Origin of the sequence: Chryseobacterium sp. SC28, from assembly GCF_003932955.1 — a bacterium.
Taxonomy (GTDB): Bacteria; Bacteroidota; Bacteroidia; order Flavobacteriales; family Weeksellaceae; genus Epilithonimonas.
The window spans coordinates 105,594-127,698 of record NZ_QOVY01000002.1 but is presented as its reverse complement, the minus strand read 5'-3'; the positions used below and the strand labels follow the sequence as shown (position 1 = coordinate 127,698).

At 41.1% G+C, this 22,105-nt stretch carries 22 protein-coding genes; 12 read left to right on the top strand and 10 right to left on the bottom strand.

Annotated elements, in window-relative coordinates; genetic code table 11:
- Nucleotides 1–62 precede the first annotated feature (62 nt).
- Entirely contained in the window at nucleotides 63–365 is a 303-nt protein-coding gene (locus DTW91_RS02140) for a hypothetical protein (RefSeq protein ID WP_125201768.1), read from the bottom strand.
- Nucleotides 366–448: 83 nt separating this feature from the next.
- Here DTW91_RS02140 and meaB point away from each other — a divergent pair, with 83 nt between their 5' ends.
- On the top strand, nucleotides 449–1,435 hold the full coding sequence (gene meaB, locus DTW91_RS02135) for a methylmalonyl Co-A mutase-associated GTPase MeaB (protein ID WP_125201767.1): 987 nt from the start codon (nucleotides 449–451) through the stop codon (nucleotides 1,433–1,435).
- On the opposite strand, the gene DTW91_RS02130 is transcribed toward meaB, so the two are convergent.
- The 3 genes from DTW91_RS02130 to DTW91_RS02120 form a co-directional block, all read right to left on the bottom strand.
- Nucleotides 1,432–1,950, bottom strand: coding sequence for a DUF4251 domain-containing protein (locus DTW91_RS02130; RefSeq protein WP_125201766.1), 519 nt, complete (start codon nucleotides 1,948–1,950; stop codon nucleotides 1,432–1,434). The genes meaB and DTW91_RS02130 overlap by 4 nt on opposite strands.
- A gap of 71 nt (nucleotides 1,951–2,021) precedes the next feature.
- Nucleotides 2,022–3,128, bottom strand: coding sequence for a glycosyltransferase family 4 protein (locus DTW91_RS02125; RefSeq protein WP_125201765.1), 1,107 nt, complete (start codon nucleotides 3,126–3,128; stop codon nucleotides 2,022–2,024).
- A 2-nt stretch (nucleotides 3,129–3,130) separates the two neighbouring features.
- Nucleotides 3,131–3,346: a uroporphyrinogen decarboxylase gene (locus DTW91_RS02120; RefSeq protein ID WP_125201764.1), complete on the bottom strand. Its 216-nt coding sequence runs from the start codon at nucleotides 3,344–3,346 to the stop codon at nucleotides 3,131–3,133.
- Between the two features lie 165 nt (nucleotides 3,347–3,511).
- Between DTW91_RS02120 and DTW91_RS02115 the strand changes: the two genes are divergently transcribed.
- Nucleotides 3,512–6,031: an ATP-dependent Clp protease ATP-binding subunit gene (locus DTW91_RS02115; protein ID WP_125201763.1), complete on the top strand. Its 2,520-nt coding sequence runs from the start codon at nucleotides 3,512–3,514 to the stop codon at nucleotides 6,029–6,031.
- Between the two features lie 169 nt (nucleotides 6,032–6,200).
- Nucleotides 6,201–7,388, top strand: a complete 1,188-nt coding sequence (gene mnmA / locus DTW91_RS02110) for a tRNA 2-thiouridine(34) synthase MnmA (RefSeq protein ID WP_125201762.1) — start codon at nucleotides 6,201–6,203, stop codon at nucleotides 7,386–7,388.
- Nucleotides 7,389–7,448: 60 nt separating this feature from the next.
- On the opposite strand, the gene DTW91_RS02105 is transcribed toward mnmA, so the two are convergent.
- From DTW91_RS02105 to DTW91_RS02095, 3 genes are read right to left on the bottom strand one after another with little or no spacing between them, the layout of a single operon-like run.
- Nucleotides 7,449–8,195, bottom strand: coding sequence for a LytR/AlgR family response regulator transcription factor (locus tag DTW91_RS02105; RefSeq protein ID WP_125201761.1), 747 nt, complete (start codon nucleotides 8,193–8,195; stop codon nucleotides 7,449–7,451).
- A gap of 39 nt (nucleotides 8,196–8,234) precedes the next feature.
- Entirely contained in the window at nucleotides 8,235–8,537 is a 303-nt protein-coding gene (locus DTW91_RS02100) for a 2TM domain-containing protein (RefSeq protein WP_125201760.1), read from the bottom strand.
- 50 nt (nucleotides 8,538–8,587) lie between these two features.
- Complete coding sequence (locus tag DTW91_RS02095) at nucleotides 8,588–9,922, bottom strand: 2TM domain-containing protein (RefSeq protein ID WP_125201759.1); 1,335 nt, start codon at nucleotides 9,920–9,922, stop codon at nucleotides 8,588–8,590.
- 192 nt (nucleotides 9,923–10,114) lie between these two features.
- Here DTW91_RS02095 and DTW91_RS02090 point away from each other — a divergent pair, with 192 nt between their 5' ends.
- From DTW91_RS02090 to menD, 3 genes are all read left to right on the top strand, one after another.
- Nucleotides 10,115–10,312: a hypothetical protein gene (locus DTW91_RS02090; RefSeq protein ID WP_125201758.1), complete on the top strand. Its 198-nt coding sequence runs from the start codon at nucleotides 10,115–10,117 to the stop codon at nucleotides 10,310–10,312.
- A 432-nt stretch (nucleotides 10,313–10,744) separates the two neighbouring features.
- Nucleotides 10,745–11,785 carry a PA0069 family radical SAM protein gene (locus tag DTW91_RS02085; RefSeq protein ID WP_125201757.1) on the top strand — a complete coding sequence of 347 codons (1,041 nt, stop codon included), beginning with the start codon at nucleotides 10,745–10,747 and terminating at the stop codon, nucleotides 11,783–11,785.
- 153 nt (nucleotides 11,786–11,938) lie between these two features.
- A complete protein-coding gene (gene menD, locus DTW91_RS02080; RefSeq protein WP_125201756.1) occupies nucleotides 11,939–13,603 on the top strand; it encodes a 2-succinyl-5-enolpyruvyl-6-hydroxy-3-cyclohexene-1-carboxylic-acid synthase in 1,665 nt (554 codons plus the stop codon).
- Between the two features lie 32 nt (nucleotides 13,604–13,635).
- Here the strand turns inward: menD and DTW91_RS02075 are convergent, their stop codons facing one another.
- Together DTW91_RS02075 and DTW91_RS02070 are read right to left on the bottom strand one after the other, a co-directional pair.
- A complete protein-coding gene (locus tag DTW91_RS02075; RefSeq protein ID WP_125201755.1) occupies nucleotides 13,636–14,265 on the bottom strand; it encodes an aminotransferase class IV in 630 nt (209 codons plus the stop codon).
- A complete protein-coding gene (locus DTW91_RS02070; RefSeq protein ID WP_125201754.1) occupies nucleotides 14,249–15,220 on the bottom strand; it encodes an aminodeoxychorismate synthase component I in 972 nt (323 codons plus the stop codon). Before DTW91_RS02070 ends, DTW91_RS02075 begins: the two co-directional genes overlap by 17 nt.
- A 138-nt stretch (nucleotides 15,221–15,358) precedes the next feature.
- Here DTW91_RS02070 and DTW91_RS02065 point away from each other — a divergent pair, with 138 nt between their 5' ends.
- The 6 genes from DTW91_RS02065 to DTW91_RS02040 all read left to right on the top strand — a co-directional run bounded on the left by DTW91_RS02065 (nucleotide 15,359) and on the right by DTW91_RS02040 (nucleotide 20,081).
- Nucleotides 15,359–16,066, top strand: a complete 708-nt coding sequence (locus tag DTW91_RS02065) for a hypothetical protein (protein ID WP_125201753.1) — start codon at nucleotides 15,359–15,361, stop codon at nucleotides 16,064–16,066.
- A 71-nt stretch (nucleotides 16,067–16,137) separates the two neighbouring features.
- On the top strand, nucleotides 16,138–16,887 hold the full coding sequence (locus DTW91_RS02060; protein ID WP_125201752.1) for a hypothetical protein: 750 nt from the start codon (nucleotides 16,138–16,140) through the stop codon (nucleotides 16,885–16,887).
- 11 nt (nucleotides 16,888–16,898) lie between these two features.
- Nucleotides 16,899–17,990: an AI-2E family transporter gene (locus DTW91_RS02055; protein WP_125201751.1), complete on the top strand. Its 1,092-nt coding sequence runs from the start codon at nucleotides 16,899–16,901 to the stop codon at nucleotides 17,988–17,990.
- A complete protein-coding gene (locus DTW91_RS02050; protein ID WP_125201750.1) occupies nucleotides 17,990–18,253 on the top strand; it encodes a DUF3820 family protein in 264 nt (87 codons plus the stop codon). Before DTW91_RS02055 ends, DTW91_RS02050 begins: the two co-directional genes overlap by 1 nt.
- A gap of 3 nt (nucleotides 18,254–18,256) precedes the next feature.
- Nucleotides 18,257–19,297, top strand: a complete 1,041-nt coding sequence (locus DTW91_RS02045; protein ID WP_125201749.1) for a glycosyltransferase family 9 protein — start codon at nucleotides 18,257–18,259, stop codon at nucleotides 19,295–19,297.
- A gap of 22 nt (nucleotides 19,298–19,319) precedes the next feature.
- Nucleotides 19,320–20,081 carry a lipopolysaccharide kinase InaA family protein gene (locus DTW91_RS02040; RefSeq protein WP_125201748.1) on the top strand — a complete coding sequence of 254 codons (762 nt, stop codon included), beginning with the start codon at nucleotides 19,320–19,322 and terminating at the stop codon, nucleotides 20,079–20,081.
- On the opposite strand, the gene uvrB is transcribed toward DTW91_RS02040, so the two are convergent.
- Nucleotides 20,078–22,069, bottom strand: a complete 1,992-nt coding sequence (gene uvrB, locus DTW91_RS02035; RefSeq protein ID WP_125201747.1) for an excinuclease ABC subunit UvrB — start codon at nucleotides 22,067–22,069, stop codon at nucleotides 20,078–20,080. The two genes, DTW91_RS02040 and uvrB, sit on opposite strands and share 4 nt — an antisense overlap.
- Nucleotides 22,070–22,105 lie beyond the last annotated feature (36 nt).

Below are 22,105 nucleotides of genomic sequence, written 5' to 3'. Positions count from 1 at the left end.
TTTGTAAAATGTAAAAAGTACAGAATTAATGATTAATAGAGAAACTTTGAGGTTCTCTATTTTTATTTCTTAGCATTCGCATTCACATAAGCCGAAACCCAATTGGTTTCATCTGCCGACAATTTTGCTTTGGGTGCCATTCTTGCCATGATAGGTTCCCAATCTGCGGCGGTAAATTGTGATGGCGCGGGCAGATCGTGACATCTTCCGCATCGCAGATTAAACAGGTCCTCTCCTTTTTTCAGCATTTCAGATTTAGTAAGATCTGTGCTTGAAGCAGAGGCTGATGCCGACGTAGATTGCTGAGTTTTGCAAGAATAAACAATCGCTCCTAAAAGACACCAACTGTATATATATTTTTTCATTATTTTTGAGTTTGAATTTCATCAAAAATAATAATTTCGTAAGCAATTCTGGCTGAAAGTTCTAATTTGTAACTGTTCCAAATATGGCAAAGCAATTCGGTATCGAAGATTATGTAAAAGGGATCAAAGCGGGTGACAAGCGCATTCTTGGGAAAGCCATTACCCTCATCGAAAGCAAAAAACCCGAACACCGAGATCTTGCCGACAAACTTTTGAAGGCCATCTTGCCGATGACAGGAAACTCAGTCAGAATAGGAATTACGGGCGTTCCGGGCGCGGGAAAATCTACTTTCATAGAAACCTTCGGAAAACTCGCAATCGAACAAGGGAAAAAAGTGGCCGTTTTGGCGGTTGATCCCAGCTCGACGCTCAACAAAGGAAGCATTCTGGGCGACAAAACCAGGATGGAAGAATTGGCAAAGAATCCCAATGCCTTTATCCGCCCAAGTCCGACTTCCGGATTTCTCGGTGGCGTTGCCAATACCACCTACGAAAGCCTGCTGATTTGCGAGGCGGCAGGCTACGATTATATTTTGATAGAAACCGTCGGCGTGGGGCAAAGCGAAATATTGGTAAATGATATCACAGATGTCTTTCTTTACCTTAAAATCATTGGTGGTGGCGACGAACTGCAAGGCATCAAACGCGGCATTATGGAAATGGCAGACCTGATTTTCATTAATAAAGTGGACGCCGAAAATCTCGCAAAAGCGAAACTGACAAAGACCGAATTGTCCCGAGCTTTGCAATTCATCACTCCGAAAGAAAAAGGCTGGAAAGTCCCGATTATTCTCGGCTCGGCTCTAAAAAACGAAGGACTTGCGGAGGTCTTTGAAAAGGTGGAAGAGTTCATTTCCCTCAAAAAAAAGAACGGAACTTTCCTCGAAAACCGGAAAAATCAGGCTGAGAAAAGATTTGAGTTTTGGGTGAAGGAGTATATTCTTGAAAAGGCAAAAATAGATCACAAATTAGAAATCTCGTATCTGGAACATCAGAAAAAGGCTTCCGAACTGGTTTCGAACGCCAGTTCCGAAGCCCGAGAATTTGTAAAGAAATTATTCGAAAATTAGCGTGTGTCAACAGAGATATTTCCGTCGTAACTGATTGGTTGCCTGTCATTAGAGCTCACGGATAAAAATGCGCTTCCATTCTTGAAAATTTCGAGAGTAAGTGTGTAGGAAGTCTGCTGATCTTTTGGGGTAATAACCAAAAGCGGATTACCTTTTTTGGTTTTAGATTCCTTGATAAAGAATTCTTTCGACTCGAACCGGATTCCGCCCTTACTGGCATCGGCAGGATTGCTGTTGTAAGCCCGACCGAAATAGGGAAGCGACACGCTTAGTAAATCTTTTTTAAGATTAAAACCATAGCCTGGATCCAGATTCAAAATTCTCCCGGCAGAAGCATTGGGCATCGAATTGAGAATACCGATCACATCACCGCCCATCGGGAAGGCTTTAGTGGCGTTGAAATCGAATTCCTTTTTTTCAATCGCGGAAGCTAAGGTGGCTGAATCTAAATAATTTTGGCTTCCGCAACTAAGCAACAGCAGAGCAAAAGTGAAGAGTACTATGAGACGTCTCATTTTTCGTTGTTTTTCGTTGTTTTATTGATACAAAAATGATGCAACTTTTAGATGCATCAAAAGAGATAAAGTTAATGCCGGTGTTCCAATTCCTTTCTGGCTTCGCTGAAAATTTTCAGCAGTTTGTCTTCTTCATTTTCCCAGCACAGTTCTTCCGAAGCCACATTCAGGTTATGAAGATAAAAGGCTTTACCATTTTGCAAAACGAGATTTATTTTTTCGGCAAGATGCTCGGGCGAGTGGTTGTCTATGATTTCTCCAACTCCAAAAGTCTGCACAATATTTGCCATTTCGGGAAAGTTGGAGACTACCACGGGGACGCGCGACTGGATGTAATCTGAAACTTTGTTGGGCAAAGAATAATAATAGCTCAGGCCGTTGTTTTCCTCGATGCTCAGTCCTACATCTGCTTTGGGCGTGATTTTTCGCAAATCCTCGGGAGCGAGTTTTCCAAGAAATTTTATTCGATCTCCGAGTCCGGTTCTTTTGGCCAATTTCCGAAATTCATCTTCCATAGGACCTGTTCCTGCAATCCACAACTCTGCATTTTCGATGAATTTCATAGCCAAGATTGCTTTGTCTATTCCGCGGGAATAATTGAGCCAGCCTTGATAAAGTATTATTTTTTGAGAGTTTTCCCTGATTCCCGTAAATTCCATCCGCCTCGGTAAATTGTTTATTACCAAGGGTTTATCTATGTCATACTCCTTTACAAACCAGTTGGCATAGGAATTACTGGCCGTCATCATTCTTTTAATTTTCGGAACGAAAGTCTTTTCTATTCTTTTCCAGACGTGCTTTACCCAGCGTCCTTGCACGGTGGGCATCTCCGTAAAAATCTCGTGACTGTCGAAGATAAGGGGAATATTGAGTTTTCTGGAAATTAGATAATTTGGCATTAAGGTTTCCAAATCGTTGGCCAGCAAAATGGTCTTATTGTCAGCCGTTTTGAGCAGTTCTTTGTAAAGTTTTCTTTGGAATTCTATGTACGCAAAACGCAGTTTTTTAGATTTCAATTCGATCCTGAAAAAAGGGTAAGGCCGTTTCATTTCGGGCGAACCCAGCCAATTGCAGCCGATGAGCATAAGTTCGTAGCCGTTGTCTGATAGTGTTTTACAGACCTTCTCCACGCGCTGGTCGGTATATAAATTATTAAAAACACTCACGACGACTTTCATTTTCAATCCTTTTTTATAATGTGAAAAACCTGAATCACCGAGAGGATAGCATTGGGAATAATGATGGGCCAAAGCATTCCGCTAAAGACGCCGTAGATGACGAAACAAATGCAACCGAGCAAATTCACGGTGCGAAGTGCAGTGATATCCTTTAATAAAAAACTCACCACTACGAAAACCGAAGCGAGGTAACCAACATACTCTGACCAATTTTCCATTAATAATTTTTGAGGCTTACAAACCTAAACAATTTTTAAAAAAATCAAGTCATAAAGTCCATTTTTTTCCGCTGGCAATCTATTTGCAAACAAATATTTGAATTTTACAATAAATAATTGTAGGATTTATCATAAAAAACATAACTTAGTGTATAATTTTTAATTATGGATTATAAATTTTCAGACGGTTTGAACCGCGTGTTCAAGCAAAGCAAGAATGAAGCAAGACGTTTGCAAAGCGAATTTCTGAATACAGAGCACCTCCTTTTAGGAATCATCAAAACTGAAAATTCTGCAAAAGAGATCCTTCAAAGTCTAAACGCGGATCTCACTCAGATTAAAAGAAAAATTGAAACCGTAAGTGCAGTAAACTCCAACCCGTTTACGGCCAATATGGGAAGTATTTCTTTTACCAAGATGGCAGATCAGGCAGTGAAGAGATCCGAACTGGAGTGCCGCCAGTATCAATCTTCCGATATCAACACCGTTCACCTGCTGCTGGGCATTCTTTACAAACAAGAAGACCCAACGGTCAATATTCTTCAGGCCTACGATATCGATTATGATGCCGTTCAAAAAGAATATAGAACGATGCTGAAAAACACAGACCAACTGCCCCAAAATAGCGCCTACGATGAAGACGACGAAAAAGAAGAGCCATACGGACAGATGAAAAAACCTTCCGGCAATCTGGGCGCCCAGAAAAGCAAAACCCCGACTTTGGACAATTTCGGAAGAGATCTGACATCGCTTGCAAGAGACGGAAAACTGGATCCCGTGATCGGTCGTGAAAAAGAAATCGAAAGGGTTTCTCAAATCTTATCAAGAAGGAAAAAAAATAATCCGCTCTTGATCGGAGAGCCGGGCGTTGGTAAATCTGCCATCGCAGAAGGCTTGGCTTTGAGAATTCAGCAGAAGAAAGTTTCCCGGGTTCTTTATGGAAAACGAGTCATTACATTGGATCTCGCCAGCTTGGTTGCCGGCACCAAATATCGTGGACAATTCGAAGAAAGAATGAAAGCAATTATGACGGAACTCGAAAAGAACCGCGACGTCATTCTCTTCATCGATGAGCTTCACACCATCGTTGGTGCGGGAAGTTCTACAGGAAGTTTGGACGCCTCCAATATGTTCAAACCGGCATTGGCAAGAGGAGAAATCCAGTGCATTGGCGCAACAACCCTTGACGAATACCGACAGTACATCGAGAAGGATGGCGCCTTGGAAAGAAGATTCCAGAAAGTGATGGTGGAGCCTACTACGGTGGACGAAACGATTCAGATTCTGCATCAGATCAAAGACAAATACGAAGATCACCACAACGTGCAGTACACCGATGAGGCGATCCAAGCTTGTGTAAATTTGACTTCAAGATACATCACAGACCGCTTCCTGCCAGACAAAGCCATCGATGCGATGGACGAAGCCGGCTCCAGAGTTTACATCAAAAATATGAAAGTGCCTTCCGAAATCATCGAGCATGAAGCACGAATTGAAGAAGTGAAAGAGCTAAAACAGCAAGCTGTAAAAGCTCAGGACTACCTCGAAGCCAGAAAATTGAAAGACGAGGAAGAAAGGCTCCAAATAGAACTGAATCTTGCGCAAGAAAAATGGGACAAAGACGTCAAAGAGAAGAAAGAAGAAGTAACGGAAGAAAGCGTTGCAGAGGTAGTCTCTATGATGAGCGGAGTTCCTGTAACCAAAGTGGGTAAAAATGAACTTGACAAACTGGCTCAGATGGACGAAAAACTGAACGGAAGAGTCATAGGACAGCAAGATGCCGTGAAAAAAGTGGTGAAGGCCATCCAACGAAACAGAGCCGGGCTGAAAGATCCAAATCGCCCGATCGGAACCTTCATTTTCCTCGGAACTACCGGCGTTGGAAAAACCGAGTTGGCCAAAGTATTGGCGCGCGAATTATTCGATTCGGACGAATCGTTGATCAGAATCGATATGAGCGAGTATATGGAGAAATTTGCCGTTTCCAGATTGGTGGGTGCGCCTCCGGGCTACGTGGGATACGAAGAAGGCGGACAATTGACCGAAGCCGTTCGCAGAAAACCTTACGCCGTGGTACTTCTTGATGAAATCGAGAAAGCGCATCCGGATGTTTTCAATATCTTGTTGCAGATTTTGGACGAAGGGTTCGTGACAGATTCTTTGGGAAGGAAAATTGATTTTAGAAATACAATCATTATTCTGACCTCCAATATCGGAACCCGAGACCTTAAGGATTTCGGAGACGGTGTTGGATTCGGAACCGCAGCCAAGAAAACAAATACCGATGCCAGAGCCAGAGCAACGATAGAAAGCGCTTTGAAAAAAGCCTTCGCTCCCGAATTTCTGAACAGGATTGATGATATTGTGATCTTCAATTCTCTGCAACAGGAAGACATCAAACGCATCATCGATTTGGAATTGTCTAAACTCTACAATAGATTGGAAAAATTGGGTTATAAAGTCGAATTGACCGAAGACGCCAAAGATTTCATCTCAGAAAAAGGTTGGGACAAAGATTTCGGAGCAAGACCGCTGAAACGCGCCATTCAAAAATACATCGAAGATTTATTAGCAGAAATGCTCGTCAACAGGCAGTTTGGCGAAGGCGAAACTGTAATTCTGAAAGTAAACGAGGCCAAAGATGGATTAGAAGGCGAAACAGCGAAAGAAGAGCAAATCGTTTAAGTACTTCATTGATAAATTCTAAACTAAAGGCCACCCCACGACGGTGGTCTTTTTTTTCATCGCTTTTATCAATATGGGTGATTAGATTTTCCCGAAGAAAGTTTTTAATCGTATTTTTGCCATCTCAAACTAAGAACTCCCGTCAAGAGTTTCGTAAAATTGAACCAAAATGAAAATAGTTGTTGGCCTTTCCGGTGGCGTAGATTCCAGCGTGGCCGCTTATCTTTTGCAGCAGCAAGGTCACGAAGTCATCGCCCTTTTTATGCGAAACTGGAACGATGCATCGGTCACATTGGAAGATGAGTGCCCTTGGATCGAAGATAGCAATGACGCGCTTCTCGTTGCACAAAAATTAGGAATTCCTTTTCAAGTCATCGATATGAGCGAGCTCTACAAAGAGCGCATCGTAGATTATATGTTTGATGAATATCAGCGCGGCAGAACGCCGAATCCCGATATTCTCTGCAACCGCGAGGTGAAATTCGATGTGTTTATGAAAACGGCCTTATCGCTTGGCGCTGAGAAAGTTGCGACCGGACATTATGCGCGCGTGACTTCTACTTTTGATGAAAACGGAAAAGAAATTTTTCATCTTTTGGCAGGGAAGGATCATAACAAAGACCAAAGTTATTTCCTTTGTCAACTCAGCCAAGATCAACTCTCCAAAGCGCTTTTCCCAATCGGAGAATTGACGAAGCCGGAAGTTCGCAAAATTGCTAAAGAAATTGGATTGGTAACGGCGGATAAGAAAGATTCGCAAGGGCTTTGCTTCATTGGGAAAGTGAGTTTGCCAACTTTTCTTCAGCAACAGCTGATTCCGAAAGAAGGTGAAATTGTAGAAATCTTCAATGATTTTCCCGAGTTCCATAAAGAAACACCATCTTTCTCTTCAAAGTTGGAAGAATTAGAATATCTTTCGACCAAAATCAAGTATAAAAAAGAGGACGGAAAGGTGATTGGCAAGCATCAAGGAGCGCAGTTTTTCACAATTGGTCAAAGCAAAGGCTTGGGAATCGGTGGTCACAAGGAATCTTGCTTCATCGTCTGCCGCGAGATGGAAAACAACCTCATCTTCGTAGGCGAAGGAAAAAATTTCCCTGGACTGTTCCGAAAAGCTTTGAAGATCGAAAACGCTGAACTGCATTGGGTTCGCGAAGATTTGAAATTGGAAAACGGCGAATCTATGGAAGTTTTGGCAAGAATCAGATACCGTCAAACTTTGGAGAAAGCAACCATTCATCAATTCGAAAATGGATTTTATATTGAATTTGAAAATCCTCAATCTGCGATTGCAGAAGGGCAGTTTGCAGCTTGGTATCTGGATGATGAGTTGATCGGAAGTGGCGTGATCGCCTAAAAATACATTAAGATCAATAATCAAACAGGCTTCGGGAACTTTCTGAAGCCTATTTTATTTTCAATTTCCAGCCAACCACTCCTTAAAATCCTTCACGCGCTCGCGGCTAACCGTAATTTCTTCGTCCGGCTGAAACGCTAAATCAACTTTATAATTTGGTGAAGTGTGGATATTTTTGATGTAATCTGAACTGATGATAAACTGCCTGTTGACGCGGAAAAACTTACTTTCTTCAAGAACATTTTCCAATTCATCCAAAGTGAAATCAGTTGGAAAATTTCGTTCTTTGGTTTGGAGATAGACGATTTTATTCTCACTGTAAAAGCAACTGACTTCATTGATGGAAACCACTTTCAAATTATAACCAATTTTCACCAAAATCCTCGAAAGCGTTGCACGCTCTTTTTTCACGATTTGCCTGATTTCCTGCGAATTAACACTGCCTTCCTCCGGTAAAAACGATTTATATTTTTCGATGGCTTTTGCCAAGTCTTCTTGTTCAATGGGTTTCAAAAGATAATCGATGCTGTTGAGCTTGAAGGCCTTCAAAGTATATTGGTCAAAAGCCGTTGTGTAAATGATAAAAGCCTTTGTCGAAACTTGGTCGAAGATATCGAACGACAATCCGTCGCCCAACACGATGTCCGAAAAAATCAGTTGCGGATGTTCATTTATATTAAACCATGCGACAGCTTCGTCCACAGAATTGAGGCTTGCAACTATTTGTAAATCAGCAAACAAACCTAATAATTTTTCAAGTCGTCTAACTGCCGGTTTTTCGTCTTCGATGATGATCGTTCTTATCATTTTTATAGTTTATTTTATTTAATAGAAAAAAGGTACATACTATTTTTCTTTGTCCATTAATTCCTGAATTTTCCTCGCTTCCCAGTTTTTGCCCAGCACGAACTCGGGAAGAAAAACGCTTGTTCCGTGCGCCAACAATCCGATTCCCCAGAAGAACAAGGTGATGAAATTTTCTGGTTTAAAATAGCTTTCACCGGGTTTTAGATTTTGGATATTAATGAAGACGATCAACAAATTTACAAGAACATAAATCAAGACATGGGTATAAAAACCTTTGAGTCGTTTCACTTTTTTCTTGGCCTCAAGATATTTGATATCGTTTTTGTCTTTAATAATTTCCATCGTTTTGTTTTTTTGAGTTCTTTACTAATTCGCAACGCAATATTTCGTTGTTATTTTCCATAATTATTTTGATTTTCTCTGTTAAGTATTTTTTGTATTTCTTTTTCTTCCCAGTTTTTTCCAATGGCAAAAACGCTCATTCCGTGTGCCAGCAGTCCGATTCCCCATCCCAACATTGGCCAGTAAAACCATATTTCGTGGGGCGAAGTCATCAAATTGACTATAATTAAAAATGGGATAACAATACAGTACGAGATCAAGTTTCCGTAGAAACCTTTCAGTTCTTTTACTCTTTTTACCGCTTTTTCGTAAGCGCCGTTTTCCGTAGATTGTGGGGTGTAAGTTGTCATTGCTTGAGATGGTTTTTCTGTTAATATTGGGATTTTTACTTTAAAAAATTGATCGGATTTTTCTATATAAACATGGTCTTTGGTAAGAAGTGCGTACCGCTGAACGATGTTGGCCAAGCCGATTCCCGCGCTTTCTTTGATTTGCTCTCTCGGCTGAAGATTATTCTCGATGCAGAGGAATTTTTCTTCGGTAAAGATGCGGATGTGCAAAGGTTTTGATGAGGTGGCCAAATTATGTTTGATGCAGTTTTCCAATAATAATTGCAGCGAGAGGGGAACCACGAACTTTTGCAAATCAGTGGGCTGAATTTCAAAAGTGAACTCTACGCTGTCTTCGAACCTGGTTTTCAGAAGATTGCAATAGGTTTTTGCAAATTCTATTTCGTCTGCAATGGTCACCAATTCTTTGTCTTTCTGCTCCAGAACGTATCGATAAATTTTCGACATCGCGGTGGTAAATTTCTGAGCCTGATCCGGATTTTCGTCAATGAGCGCCGAAAGAACATTCAGAGAATTGAAAAGAAAATGCGGATCCAGTTGATTCTTTAGCGATTCGAACTGCGCATTGGCAGATTTTGCTATCAGTTTTTGTTCTACCACTTCCTTTTTTGTGCTTTTTTTGAGTTCTTGCATGAAACCGTTGGCGTGCAAAATTGCGGAGATCAGAAAAGCAACGTTCAGGATGAACCAATTGGTAAGATTCATTTTTTCTGAAAAGAAGTCCGCTTTAGGCATTCCGTTGATGACGACGAAAACCAAGTAGTTGCAGCAAAAAATAAGCACCACATTGGTGACAATGGTTGCCAATATGCCATAGACGGTTCTGCGACTTGTCTGCTGCGTCCAAGAATATTTTTTGCTTAGAAAATCATTCACCGCCGTATTTCCGAAGGTTAAAACAAATGCATAAATGAAAGAATTCAAAATATACAACAGCAGATTCATTGGCGATTTATCCTCGCTGAAAACCACAAAAAAGAGTATGCCTGTTGCCAGCGATATCCATAAAATAGTTGTGAAAATTTTTCGTTTCATGTTTATAATTTCTGAATTCAAAATTAGAACAGATAAGCACGTTGGGCAATTATATGTGACCGAATTGTTAAAAAAAGGTGCTGAACTGTGAACAGCAGCGCCCTGCAATATTAAAAAAATGCTAAGATTGGTGCGGCTTCCCAAAAAAGGAACATCTTTTGCTTCGGAAAAAGTACTAATCTTATATGTGGTATGAAGCGAAATGCAGAAATAATCTTTTTCGGACTCTTCGGGACGGCAGCCGTTCTGAGCGTTTTGGTTGCGAGAAAATATTTAAAAAACAAAATCTATAAAAGTGATTATTCCGACCATCATTTATTGTTTGGTCATTCGAAGCGCAGTTTTTATTCCGGAGGAGAAGAAGGAATCGAATTAGAAGCATTTTTATGAAACTATAGAATCATAAGAGCGCTTCGGTTCCTTGTCAGTAGTCTTCTGGAAACTTCATAATTTCGACCGACGGTTTTCTTTTTCTAAGGATAATTTTTGATAGCCTTTCCATTCGGCTTTGATAAATTCAATCTTTAATTTTCTATATAATGGTTTATAATTTGCAAAGTTTTTCCCACTTTAGCAAAATAATCTTTAGCCTATACATCGATTGTTTTTTTATTTAAAACGCTCTGATTTTCAGAGTTTAATATTAAATTTGGATTGAAGTAAAGCCCACGGCAATCGCAAAGAAACGTCAGACTTTAGACGAAACGCAATGCTTTTTCTAAAGCTAATTCTGAATCAGAGTTTCAGACCATCGATATTCTGAATTGTTCAGCAATCGAATTCGGTATCTGCAATTTTGTTTCCTTAATTTTATGATTTTTTATGTCAGATTTCATCCCAAAAGGGCAAGGCGCCCAACGAAATGTCGTCAACAGATTCGACCGGTTTACGCACGAGCCGGAAGATTATGAGCAGGAAACCATCAAAACTCAAGTGACCGAAGTTTTCCCGAAAAGCATCATCAATGTTGTCCAAAGTCCGGATCTGATGATGGATTATTCCATGAATCCCTATCAAGGCTGCGAGCACGGCTGTTCCTACTGTTTCGCACGACCAACGCACGAATTTTGGGGATACAGCGCGGGTATCGATTTCGAAAGAAAACTGATGGTGAAAAAAAACGCGCCTGAGCTTTTGGAAAAAACATTTCAGAAGAAATCCTATATCGCAAAACCAATTTTGCTTTCGGGAAATACCGATTGCTACCAGCCGATTGAGAGAAAATTTGAAATTACAAGAAAGCTGCTGCAGGTTTGTTTGGACTACAGACATCCGGTTGCCGTCATTACCAAAAACGCTTTGATCTTGCGCGACCTCGACATTCTGGAACCAATGGCTCAAAAAAATCTGATTTCGGTTTCGATGAGCATACCCACTATTAATGAAGACCTGCGGCGCGTGATGGAACCTCGAACTTCCACCGCAAAAAACAAACTGAAGGCCATCGAAATATTATCTGAGAAAAATATCCCCGTGAATGTGATGATCGCGCCGGTGATCCCCGGTTTGACGAGCGACGAAAGTCTTGGCATAATGAAAGCGGTTTCAGAAGCGGGCGCCAGAACTTGCGGCTACACCTTGGTAAGACTAAACGACACGGTTGAGCCCGTTTTCATCCAATGGCTGGAAACGCATTTCCCCGACAGAAAAGACAAAGTGCTAAACCTCATCCGCTCGATGCGCGGCGGAAACCTGGGCGAAAAACGTTTTTTCAAGCGTTATCAAGGCGAAGGAAACATCGCGGAAATGATTCACAAAACATTTGAAATCGGCAAAAAGAAATTTTTTTCAAATCAAGAAAGAGTGGTGCTCACGACCGAGCATTTTACCGGAAGCAAAACACAACAATTGCGATTGTTTTAGGCAGATTTTTCCGTACTTTTGATTAGCTTTGCATATTCAGAACCACAGCAGCATAATAGTTTTGTCAAAAAGAAGCGACTCTTTAGTTTATAGTTGTATGCTTCTAAGTTCTATATTTCTACGTGGTTCAAAAATTCTCAGTAAATTTTATAAATGAAGCAATATTCTGCGAAACGCAGCATCCAAATTCTCGCCCACATCCTCAAGCAATACGGTATCGATAAGGTAATTATTTCGCCCGGCTCTAGGAATGCCCCGTTGGCCATCCATTTTTCGGAGATTGATGCCTTCCAATGTTACAGCATTGTGGACGAAAGATCGGCAGCTTTCGTTGGTCTGGGAATTGCGAAATCTATCCGAAAGCCCGTCGCCATCACTTGTACGAGCGGTTCTGCTGCCACCAATTATTATCCCGCCGTCGTAGAAGCATTTTATCATAACGTACCACTTTTGATCTTGACGGCAGACCGACCCGTGGATTTTGTAGATATTTTTGATGGGCAGACCATTCGCCAGAAAAATCTTTACCAACAGCATTCTTACGGCGACTTCGAACTGCTGGAAGACGCCGAGGAGGGCGCCGATGACCATAACTTCGAAACAGTAAAAAAAGCCGTCGAACTGTGCATTGAAAAAAGCGGACCGGTTCACATCAATATTCCTTTGGCAGAGCCGCTTTACAACCTTGTAGATGAATTGCCTTTTTTCCCACGGGTAGAACCCAGCATCCGGAAAAAAAATTATGAAATGCCGTCCACTCTTATAGCAGACTGGAACATTTCCAAGCGGATTTTGATTCTGGCAGGAACTCTGGCTCCCAACCCTGAGTTGGAAACACAGCTCGCTCAACTGGTTAAAAATCACACCGTTGTGGTTTTGACAGAAACGAATTCGAATCTGGCGCACGAGAAGTTTTTTGCCCACATCGACCGCTATGTTACTGATTTTTCTGAGACCGATTATTACACCTACGCGCCGGATTTGCTGATCACCATCGGCCAAAATGTGGTTTCCAAAAGGGTAAAACAATTTCTAAGGAAAGCCCGGCCGACCAAGCATTGGCACATTGATGAGCATTGGCAGCCTGATACTTATAATGCTTTGACTCAAAAAATAGAAACGAAGCCACAGGTTTTCTTTGCCCAATTGTTAAAATCTGTCAATCTGGAACCACGGCCATTTTTCAATCTTTGGGATGTTTTGAAAGATAAAAAAGACGCCAAGCACGAGCAGTTCTTGAAAAAAGCGCCTTACTCGGATTTTTATCTTTTTTACCAATTATCCAAGCATATTCCGGAGAATTATAAAATTCATTTTTCCAACAGTTCGGCTATCCGATATGCACAATTATTTGATTTTCAGAAACATGACGTCTATTGCAACCGAGGAACCAGCGGCATCGACGGATGCACTTCTACGGCAATGGGGTTTGCGATGATGGAAGATGACCCTACCATTTTGATCACCGGCGATATTTCTTTTTTCTATGATATCAACGGACTTTGGAACCGGTACATTCCGCCGTACACGAGAATTGTAATTTTCAATAATGGCGAGGGAAATATTTTTAAAATTATTCCTGGAGCGAGCGAAACCAATGCGCTGGACGAGTACATCGCAACGCAACACAACAGAAATGCGGAATCGGTGGCTAAAACTTTCGGATTTGATTATACCAAAGTGGAGGAAGAAATCACGCTGGATAGAGTTTTGCCCAACTTCTTCAAACCAAATCCAAAACCAAAAATTTTGGAAGTGATGACGGCCGGCTGCAATAATGCCGATGTCCTGAAACAGTATTTTTCGGAGTTGAAATAGCGCATTTTTGTAATAAGTCGCGGAAAAATTGTTTATCCAAAATCCAAATCCGATTCTTCCTTCGGCAGATTGATGATGCTCTCGATCGAATAGATGGACGTTTCATCAAAATCATTGAGCGCATTGATGAGTTGGAAGTGAGAAAACTCTTTGATGTTGTCCAGCGTGATTTCGGCTTCTTTTATTTTCTTTTTCGTTAGCAAATGCTGCCGCATCACGCCATTGAGCAGGTAAGTTGATGGCGTGAACCATTTTTTGTCTTTCAGGAACAAGAGATTGGAATACGAAGTATCTGTGATGTGATTTTCCTTTACGATGATGATTTCTTCGGCGTCGCTTTCTTTTTTTAATTTTTCGATTGGCCTTCTGTCGGCATATTTAAAGCTGTAATCTATTTCGTCGGCCATCATCAATTCGAAATCGTCGTGCTGCGAAATGGCGTACGGGATGAGTTTCGTTGTAAAATGATTGTCCAAGTCATATTCTATACGTAATTTGAAAAGTCCGTTTTCATTGTGTTTAAGATTGACAAATATGCTCTGAATATCGAGTTCGCATGCGCTTCCAAAATGCGCGAATGTCTCCATCATTCTTTTCTGATGAAGTTCCGCAAGGAAGATTTTTTGATCTTCGACCTTGATGCTCTCAATAAATCGGGACATAGATTTTGTTTTTCATTTCTTCGTATTCGTGGCTTAAAATACTCCGGTGGGTGATTCCGCCTCCACTTTTGAAATACAGTTTACCGTTTTCTTTCTCGATAAATCTGATCATCACACAGGAGTCGAGATTTCTACCATCAAAATATCCGCCAATTCCGGTATAAAACCCGCGATGATATCCTTCAGCTTCCAAAATGATCTCCAAAGTTTTTCTTTTCGGAGCACCCAAGATAGATCCGGCAGGCAACAAGTTCTGCAGAATCGAGCCTATTTTGTTTTGGTATTCCGGTTTTATATCGCCTGCGATCTCGGAGCTCATTGCCAACAGGTCTTTTTGCTGTGTTTTGATGAGGTCGATGCGCTGAAAATCGTTTACTTTCACATCATTGGCTACCATACTCAGGTCATTTCGCAGCAAATCGACCACGGTGTAATGCTCTGCTTTCTCTTTTGGATCGTTTTTCAGCAGTTCCTCAGCATGGATCACTTTAGCATCAATTGTGCCTTTCATAGGATGTGTCACTATTTTGTTCTGAATAATTTGGATAAAGGTTTCGGGGGAGAAGCAGACAAATCGGTCGGGTAGCAGTATTTTGTATTTCGCTTTGGAAAATCGGAAAATCTGTTCCATCGTCAACCCGGTTTGGATTTCTGTTTTTCTGGTATAGTTGGCCAGATAAGAATTTCCTTTTTTGATATGATCTTGCACCAGCTCAAACCCTTTTTGATAAATTTCTAAGGATTCCGGAAAGGATTTCCATTCAAACTCGGGCAGTTCTTCGTCCTCCTCATTAACGTTGCTAACGTTCGGGAAATCAATTAATAAAGTTTTATTTTCAATGTCTTTAGGAGAAAATATTTTGACATCGGTCATCAAAAAATCGATCAGGAAAAAGAAGGCTTCTCCCTGTGCCGACAAGACATCCATTCTATGAAACTCCGGATTCTGAAACATAAAACAAAAGTAGGAATTAGATCGATTGGAATTGCATAGACATTGGGGGTTAAAGTTTTTTTTAACAATTGTCTTTTTTTGAAAATCAAGAATTTTTTCTTGACATTAATTGGTTACTTTTGCAAAAAAAGTTTGAGAATGACGCCGCCAAAACCGGATTTCGGGAAATTGCTGACAGACGCCTATCAATATTGGGTAAGCACCTTGCCGTTTCAGTTCCTGTTCTCGGTGCTCTATTTTTCCGTCACGCTGTTTGCAGGATTGTACGCTTTTCGCTATTACGGACTTTTCGATGAGATTCAGAAGTTTCAAAGTCTTCTTTATACCGACAGTCAAGCTTTTCTGGAAAAATACGAAGCCTTGATGCAGACGGACAATGCGGTTTATTTTTTACAAGTAATGATGGTTATCAAAGCGATTATTTTTCCTTTGAATATTGGTTTTTTTAAGATCTACAGAAAGCTGGATCTTGAAGAAAAGCCTGTAACGGGTGATCTTTTTGCGGGCTACCAAGGACATTATTTCTTTCTGTTTGCATTCTATGCTTTGGTCTGGAATGTTATTAGCAGTTTTCTTTCCATTTTTACATTGCTGTGGATACCGATGGTACTTTTTGTGCCGGCGCTGATGTTTTTCCGAGGCTTTAGCTATTTCCGATCTTTCAAAATCAGTGTGCAGATTTTTCTGCAGAATTTCATTCTAATTGTTATTGCAAGCATCGTGGCCAGCTTTTTTTCATATAGTGGATTCCTTCTGTTCTTCTTCGGCATATTTTTTACATTTCCGTTCTGGAATGCAATGATTTATGTCCTGTATAAAAATCTGGTAGGAAATTTTGAAGAATAATTTTAGGGATGATAATTTATTTTCATAATTTTTTTATGTAGATTTGATAATAACTTCAAACTTAAACTACTATGGAAAATTTTACTGATTTGGAAACAGCGGGTAAAGTTCCCGGCCGAGATTCTGGCAGCATTATCTCGCATGCTTTCGACCTTTACAAAGGTATCTTTATCTATCCTTTGGTGGCAGGGCTTATCTTTTTTATTGCGCTCTCTATTCTGTTTTCTTTGACGGGGTTGTGGTCCTCTGTCGTGGAGATCAGTCAAACTTCTCAATCGATGGGAGCTTATAATTCGGAGATCTACCAAGAACTGTATCGCGGAACTCCTTTTTGGACTTTCGCAGGAGGCGCTTCTCTCATCAATATTCTAATTTTTTCTCCGCTTATTGTAGGTACTATTTATGTGGCACACAAAAAAAACCTGAACCAACCGATCGACTTTTCTGACTTGTTCATCGGGTATAGACAAAATTTTTTAAATATTGTTTTGTACGGATTAATATTCTCTGTGGTTGCTATGATTTGTACCAATCTTTGCTATTTGCCCGCTGTATTTGTGATGCCGTTCTTGTTCCTGGGTTTTCCATTTTTATTGTTTCAGAATGTTTCTGCCATTGATGCGGTCAGAAAATCTATCGAAGTGGTAAAAGATCATTACGGTGATTTTTTATTGATTAATCTCTTGGCTTATTTGTGTTCTGCATTGGGAATTCTTGCCTGCGGCATTGGCGTCATTATTACTTATCTCTTTTACTATTCCACAATGTATTCCGCTTACTGTGCGTATGTTGCCTTGCCAAGACAATTAGAAAAAAATTAAATTATAAAAATATGTCCGATTCAGGTAAACCGATAGAGTCTGTTGTCATAAAACAGATAGCTTTAATTATTTTAATATGCATTTTAGTCGGCTTGATTGGCTGGAATCTGGCACTATTTATTCCATCGGTGTTAGGCGCAGTCACGCTCTACATCGTCTGTAGAAGGTATAACTATTATTTAGTCGAGGTAAAGCACTGGAAACCGTGGCTTGCAGCTTTCGTTTTGATGCTGGCCTCATTGATTGTTCTTATTCTTCCCGTTTATTTCATTGTCGATATGCTGGTTTCCAAGGCAGCCAATATGAACGCCTATCTGGATCGATTCAATGTTTTTTTGGAAAAAATCCACCAGTTTATCTATTCCAAAGTCGGGTTCGACATTCTTAGCAAAGAGAATATTAATAAGATGACCAATTTTGCCGGAACGCTTTCCACAAAGGCCGTCAGCACCACTTTCAATACATTTACCGTGGTAATATCCATGTATTTTATTCTTTATTTTATGTTTGTAAAGGCAAGATTGTTTGAAAGAACCGTTGTGAAAGCAATGCCGTTCAAAAGAACCAACACGCAGATGCTCGGCGAACGGTTTAACAAACTTGTGATCGCAAACGCCATCGGGATTCCCGTGGTAGCATTGGGGCAAGGTGTTGTTTCTTTGATTGGTTACTCCATTTTTGGCGCTCCCAGCCCCATGCTGTTGTTTGCCCTCACAGCCGTTGCATCGATGCTTCCCCTCGTGGGGGCGGCCATTGTTTACGTGCCGGTAGGGATTTTTATGATTGCCGAAGGTAGCACGGGTCCCGGCCTGGGCGTCATCCTTTATGGACTTGCCGTGGTAGGGCTCACCGATAATTTGTTAAGATTTACATTGCTCAAAAGACTGGAAGACATCCATCCGCTGGTTACCGTTTTCGGAATAATAATGGGGATGAATATATTTGGGTTTATGGGTTTGATTTTTGGACCCATCTTGCTGTCTATTACCTTATTATTGATGCAGGTTTACAGAGACGAGTTTTCCGACGAAGACGCTCCTCCGCCACTCCAATTGCCCAATGAAAATAATGACCGGGATAAACCGGCAAATCTCATCGTCTGATGGAAAAGCCAAATACTGCAATTCTGAAAGAAATTTGCGAAGTCCGGATGCCCTTTGGCAAATATAAAGACGCGGTGCTTGCAGATTTACCCATAAGCTACCTGGAATGGTTCGCGAGAAATGGCGGATTTCCAAAAGGAAAACTAGGAATGCAACTTTCCACCATCTATGAAATTAAGATAAATGGCTTGATGGATCTATTGACACCCATCCGGGGAAACACCGTAAATTCAAAATCTAAGACAACCGTGTATAAGTTTTAATGGATGAAATTCAACAAAAGAATAAATGCGGCACGGCGATCATTAATGCGCAGGCTTACCAAAAATATTGGTAAGCAGAAGTATGGTTCTAATCCCAACAAAGAGGTTAGCATCAAAAGAATATTGATCTCCAGACCCAACCACAGACTGGGAAATCTTCTGCTCCTAACGCCTTTGGTACAGGAGGTTATCAATACTTTTCCCGACAGCCGCATCGACCTTTTCGTCAAGGGCAGTGTCGCGCCGGTGATTTATAAAAATTATGAAAATATTGACCGCTACATTCAGCTTCCAAAAAAACCTTTCAGCGATTTGGGAAAGTATATCGCGGGCTGGTTTCAACTGAGACGCCGAAAATACGACTTGGCCATCAATTCCAATCCCGGCTCATCATCCGGTCGGCTGTCTCTTCTCGCCACCAATGCAACTTACAAACTTTTTGGCGATCAGGATGAGGAACTTAGCGCAAAATATCCCGATTATAAACACGACGCCAAAAAAACCATCTACAATCTAAGAAAATTCCTTACAGAATTGGGTTTTCCTGAAAATACATCCAAAGTCCCATCCCTAAAAATCATCTTGGATCAAGAAGAAATTGAAAAAGGAAAAGAAAATCTAAAACAAATAACCAAAAACGACAGGAAAACCATCTGCCTCTTTACCAATGCCACCGGTACCAAATGCTATTCCGAAGAATGGTGGATTGCCTTCTACCAAAAGCTGGAAGCCAAATTTCCGGATTACAACATCGTCGAACTTCTCCCCGTCGAAAACGTTTCCAAACTGAATTTTGCAATTCCGAATTTTTACAGTAAAGATATTCGTGAAATGGGTGGTTTTCTCGTAAATTGCGCCTTATTCATAGCGGCAGACAATGGTGTCATGCATCTCGCCAGTTCTGTAAACGTGCCTACAGTTGGGCTTTTCAAAGTTACGGACGAAGCCACGTACATGCCTTACAACGACAAAAGCTTCTCCATCAATACCAATGATGTAGATCTTGACAAAATGATGGATATGATAGAAACAACACTGAAATAAAAAAAATTAAAGTAGCAACATTATGAAGTTCGTTTTATCCGAGGAATATGCGCTCTACAAAAATGACATTTTGAACATTTTGAATAATTTTAAAAATGAGGGTGTTGTTGTAGGACGCGGAAACAGAAATGTTGTTAAGTACTTCGTAGTGAAGGATTTGGTACTGAATTTTAAATCTTTCAAACAACACAACATTATCAACAGACACGTCTATAAACATTACAGAAGATCCAAGGCACACCGCTCTTACGACTACGCTCATATGCTTTTGGACAAAGGTTTTTTGACACCAAAACCCATTGCTTATATAGAGAATTACGATTGGATCGGAGTCACCTCCAGCTACTATATTAGTGAACAATTGCAGGAGGTTTGCACGCTGGCAGACGTGCTGGCAGACCCTGATTTTGCAGACAGAGAACAGATCATCAAAGGATATACCCAACTCATTTACCGGTTGCACGAGCACGGAATCATCTTTATCGATAATGCCGCCGGCAACTTCTTGATAAAAAAATCGGAAGGTCAATACCTGTATTTCCTCGTAGATCTCAACCGAATGAGTTTTTATGAGGAAATTAATATCACCAAAAGATTAAAAAATTTCGAGAGACTCACCAACGATCGCAAAATTATCGAAAGCATCAGCGCCGAATATGCCAAACTTTCAGGCGCCGACTACGAATTCTGCCGCAAAAAAATCACCGACTACAGCGCGCAGAAAGCGCGCAAACGAAAAGCCAAAAAAATCCTGAAGTTTTACAAATATCTACTTCCGCATTAAGCTTTCAGGGCAGCAATTTCGTCCCGTAGTTTAGCAGCTTTTATGAAATCCAGATTCTTCGCGGCGGCTTCCATTTCTTTTTGCTTTGCAACCACAATTTTTTCGATATCTGCGCTTCCGTAGTGCGCTTTGGTTTCCGCCACTTCCTGCATCAGCACTTTTTGGATGTATTTCTCATCCGGGAAATCCTTGCTTCTGCCCACCAGATTTTCACTGATTTTTTTGTTAAGTGCCGTAGGAACTTTGCCGTTTTCGGTATTGTATTGCATTTGTTTTTCCCGTCGATAATTGGTTTCATCGATGGCGGCCTGCATAGATTTTGTAACCTTATCTGCATACATTATGGCTCGTCCGTTCAGGTTTCTGGCCGCACGACCCACCGTCTGGATGATTGATCTTCGGGAACGCAACATGCCTTCTTTGTCTGCATCCAAAATTGCGACCAACGAAACTTCCGGCAGATCCAAACCCTCTCGCAAAAGATTGACGCCCACCAAAACATCAAACAAACCGAGTCGCAAATCCTGCATAATCTGAATCCTTTCCAAAGTCTCGACATCGGAATGGATATAGCGCGTTCTGATGCCGACTTTGGTAAAATATTTGGTGAGCTCCTCCGCCATTTTTTTGGTTAATGTCGTGACGAGAACCCTTTCATCCAATTCTGCTCTTTTGCTGATTTCTTCGATGAGGTCATCAATCTGATTCAGCGTTGGACGAACTTCGATAACAGGATCCAAAAGTCCGGTAGGGCGCACAATCTGCTCAATATAGGTTCCGCCGGATTTTTCCAATTCATAATCGGCAGGCGTAGCAGATACATAAATTACCTGATTTTGCATCATTTCAAATTCGTCGAATTTCAAAGGTCTGTTGTCCAGCGCAGCCGGCAATCGGAAACCGTGTTCCACCAGAACTTCTTTTCGGCTTCTGTCGCCGCCGTACATCGCGTGAACCTGCGGAATGGTGACGTGGCTCTCGTCAATGACCATCAAGTAATCTTTCGGAAAATAATCCAAAAGACAAAATGGCCGAGATCCCGGCAGGCGCCCGTCCATATATCTGGAATAGTTTTCGATGCCCGAGCAATAGCCTAATTCTCGAATCATCTCCAAGTCCAATTCCGTGCGTTCTTGCAGACGTTTTGCTTCCAAAGGTTTTTCTATTTCCCGGAAGAAATCGACTTGTTTTACCAAGTCATCCTGAATCTGACGGATCGCGGACTGCATGGTCTCGGGTGTGGTAACGAAAAGATTGGCCGGATAAATATTAATCGAGTCAAAATTAGAAATCACGGTGCCAGAAACCGGATCGAAACTTTGAATCGCTTCTATCTCATCGCCAAAAAACTGAAGTCTGACGGCCGTGTCGGCATACGCCGGATAGACATCGATAACGTCGCCTTTCACGCGGAAAGTTCCTCTTTGGAATTCATTCAAAGCTCTGGAATATAAAGCACCCACGAGCGAATTGAGGAGTCTTGTTCTGGATATTTTTTCACTTTTCGTGATGCTAATCAGGGATTTCTCGAATTCTTTTGGGTTGCCTACACCATAAATGCAGGAAACGGATGCAACAATCAAAACGTCGCGCCGGCCGGAAAGCAGACTGGCGGTGGCAGAAAGTCTGAGTTTCTCTACTTCTTCATTGATGCTGAGATCTTTCTCGATATACGTATTAGTCGATGCAATGAAAGCCTCCGGCTGGTAGTAGTCGTAATAACTCACAAAATATTCTACGGCATTTTCTGGAAAAAACTCCTTGAATTCCATAAAAAGCTGAGCCGCCAAAGTCTTGTTGTGCGCCAAAACCAAAGTCGGTTTCTGAACCTGATTCACAACATTGGCAATCGTAAAAGTTTTTCCGGAACCTGTAACCCCTAAAAGCGTTTGATATTTCTCGCCGACATTAATGCCTTCTACCAATTTTTCTATGGCTTGTGGCTGATCTCCAGTGGGTTGATAGTCTGATTGAAGTTTGAATTGCATAGTACAAAAATACGAAATATTTACATTTATCTATCT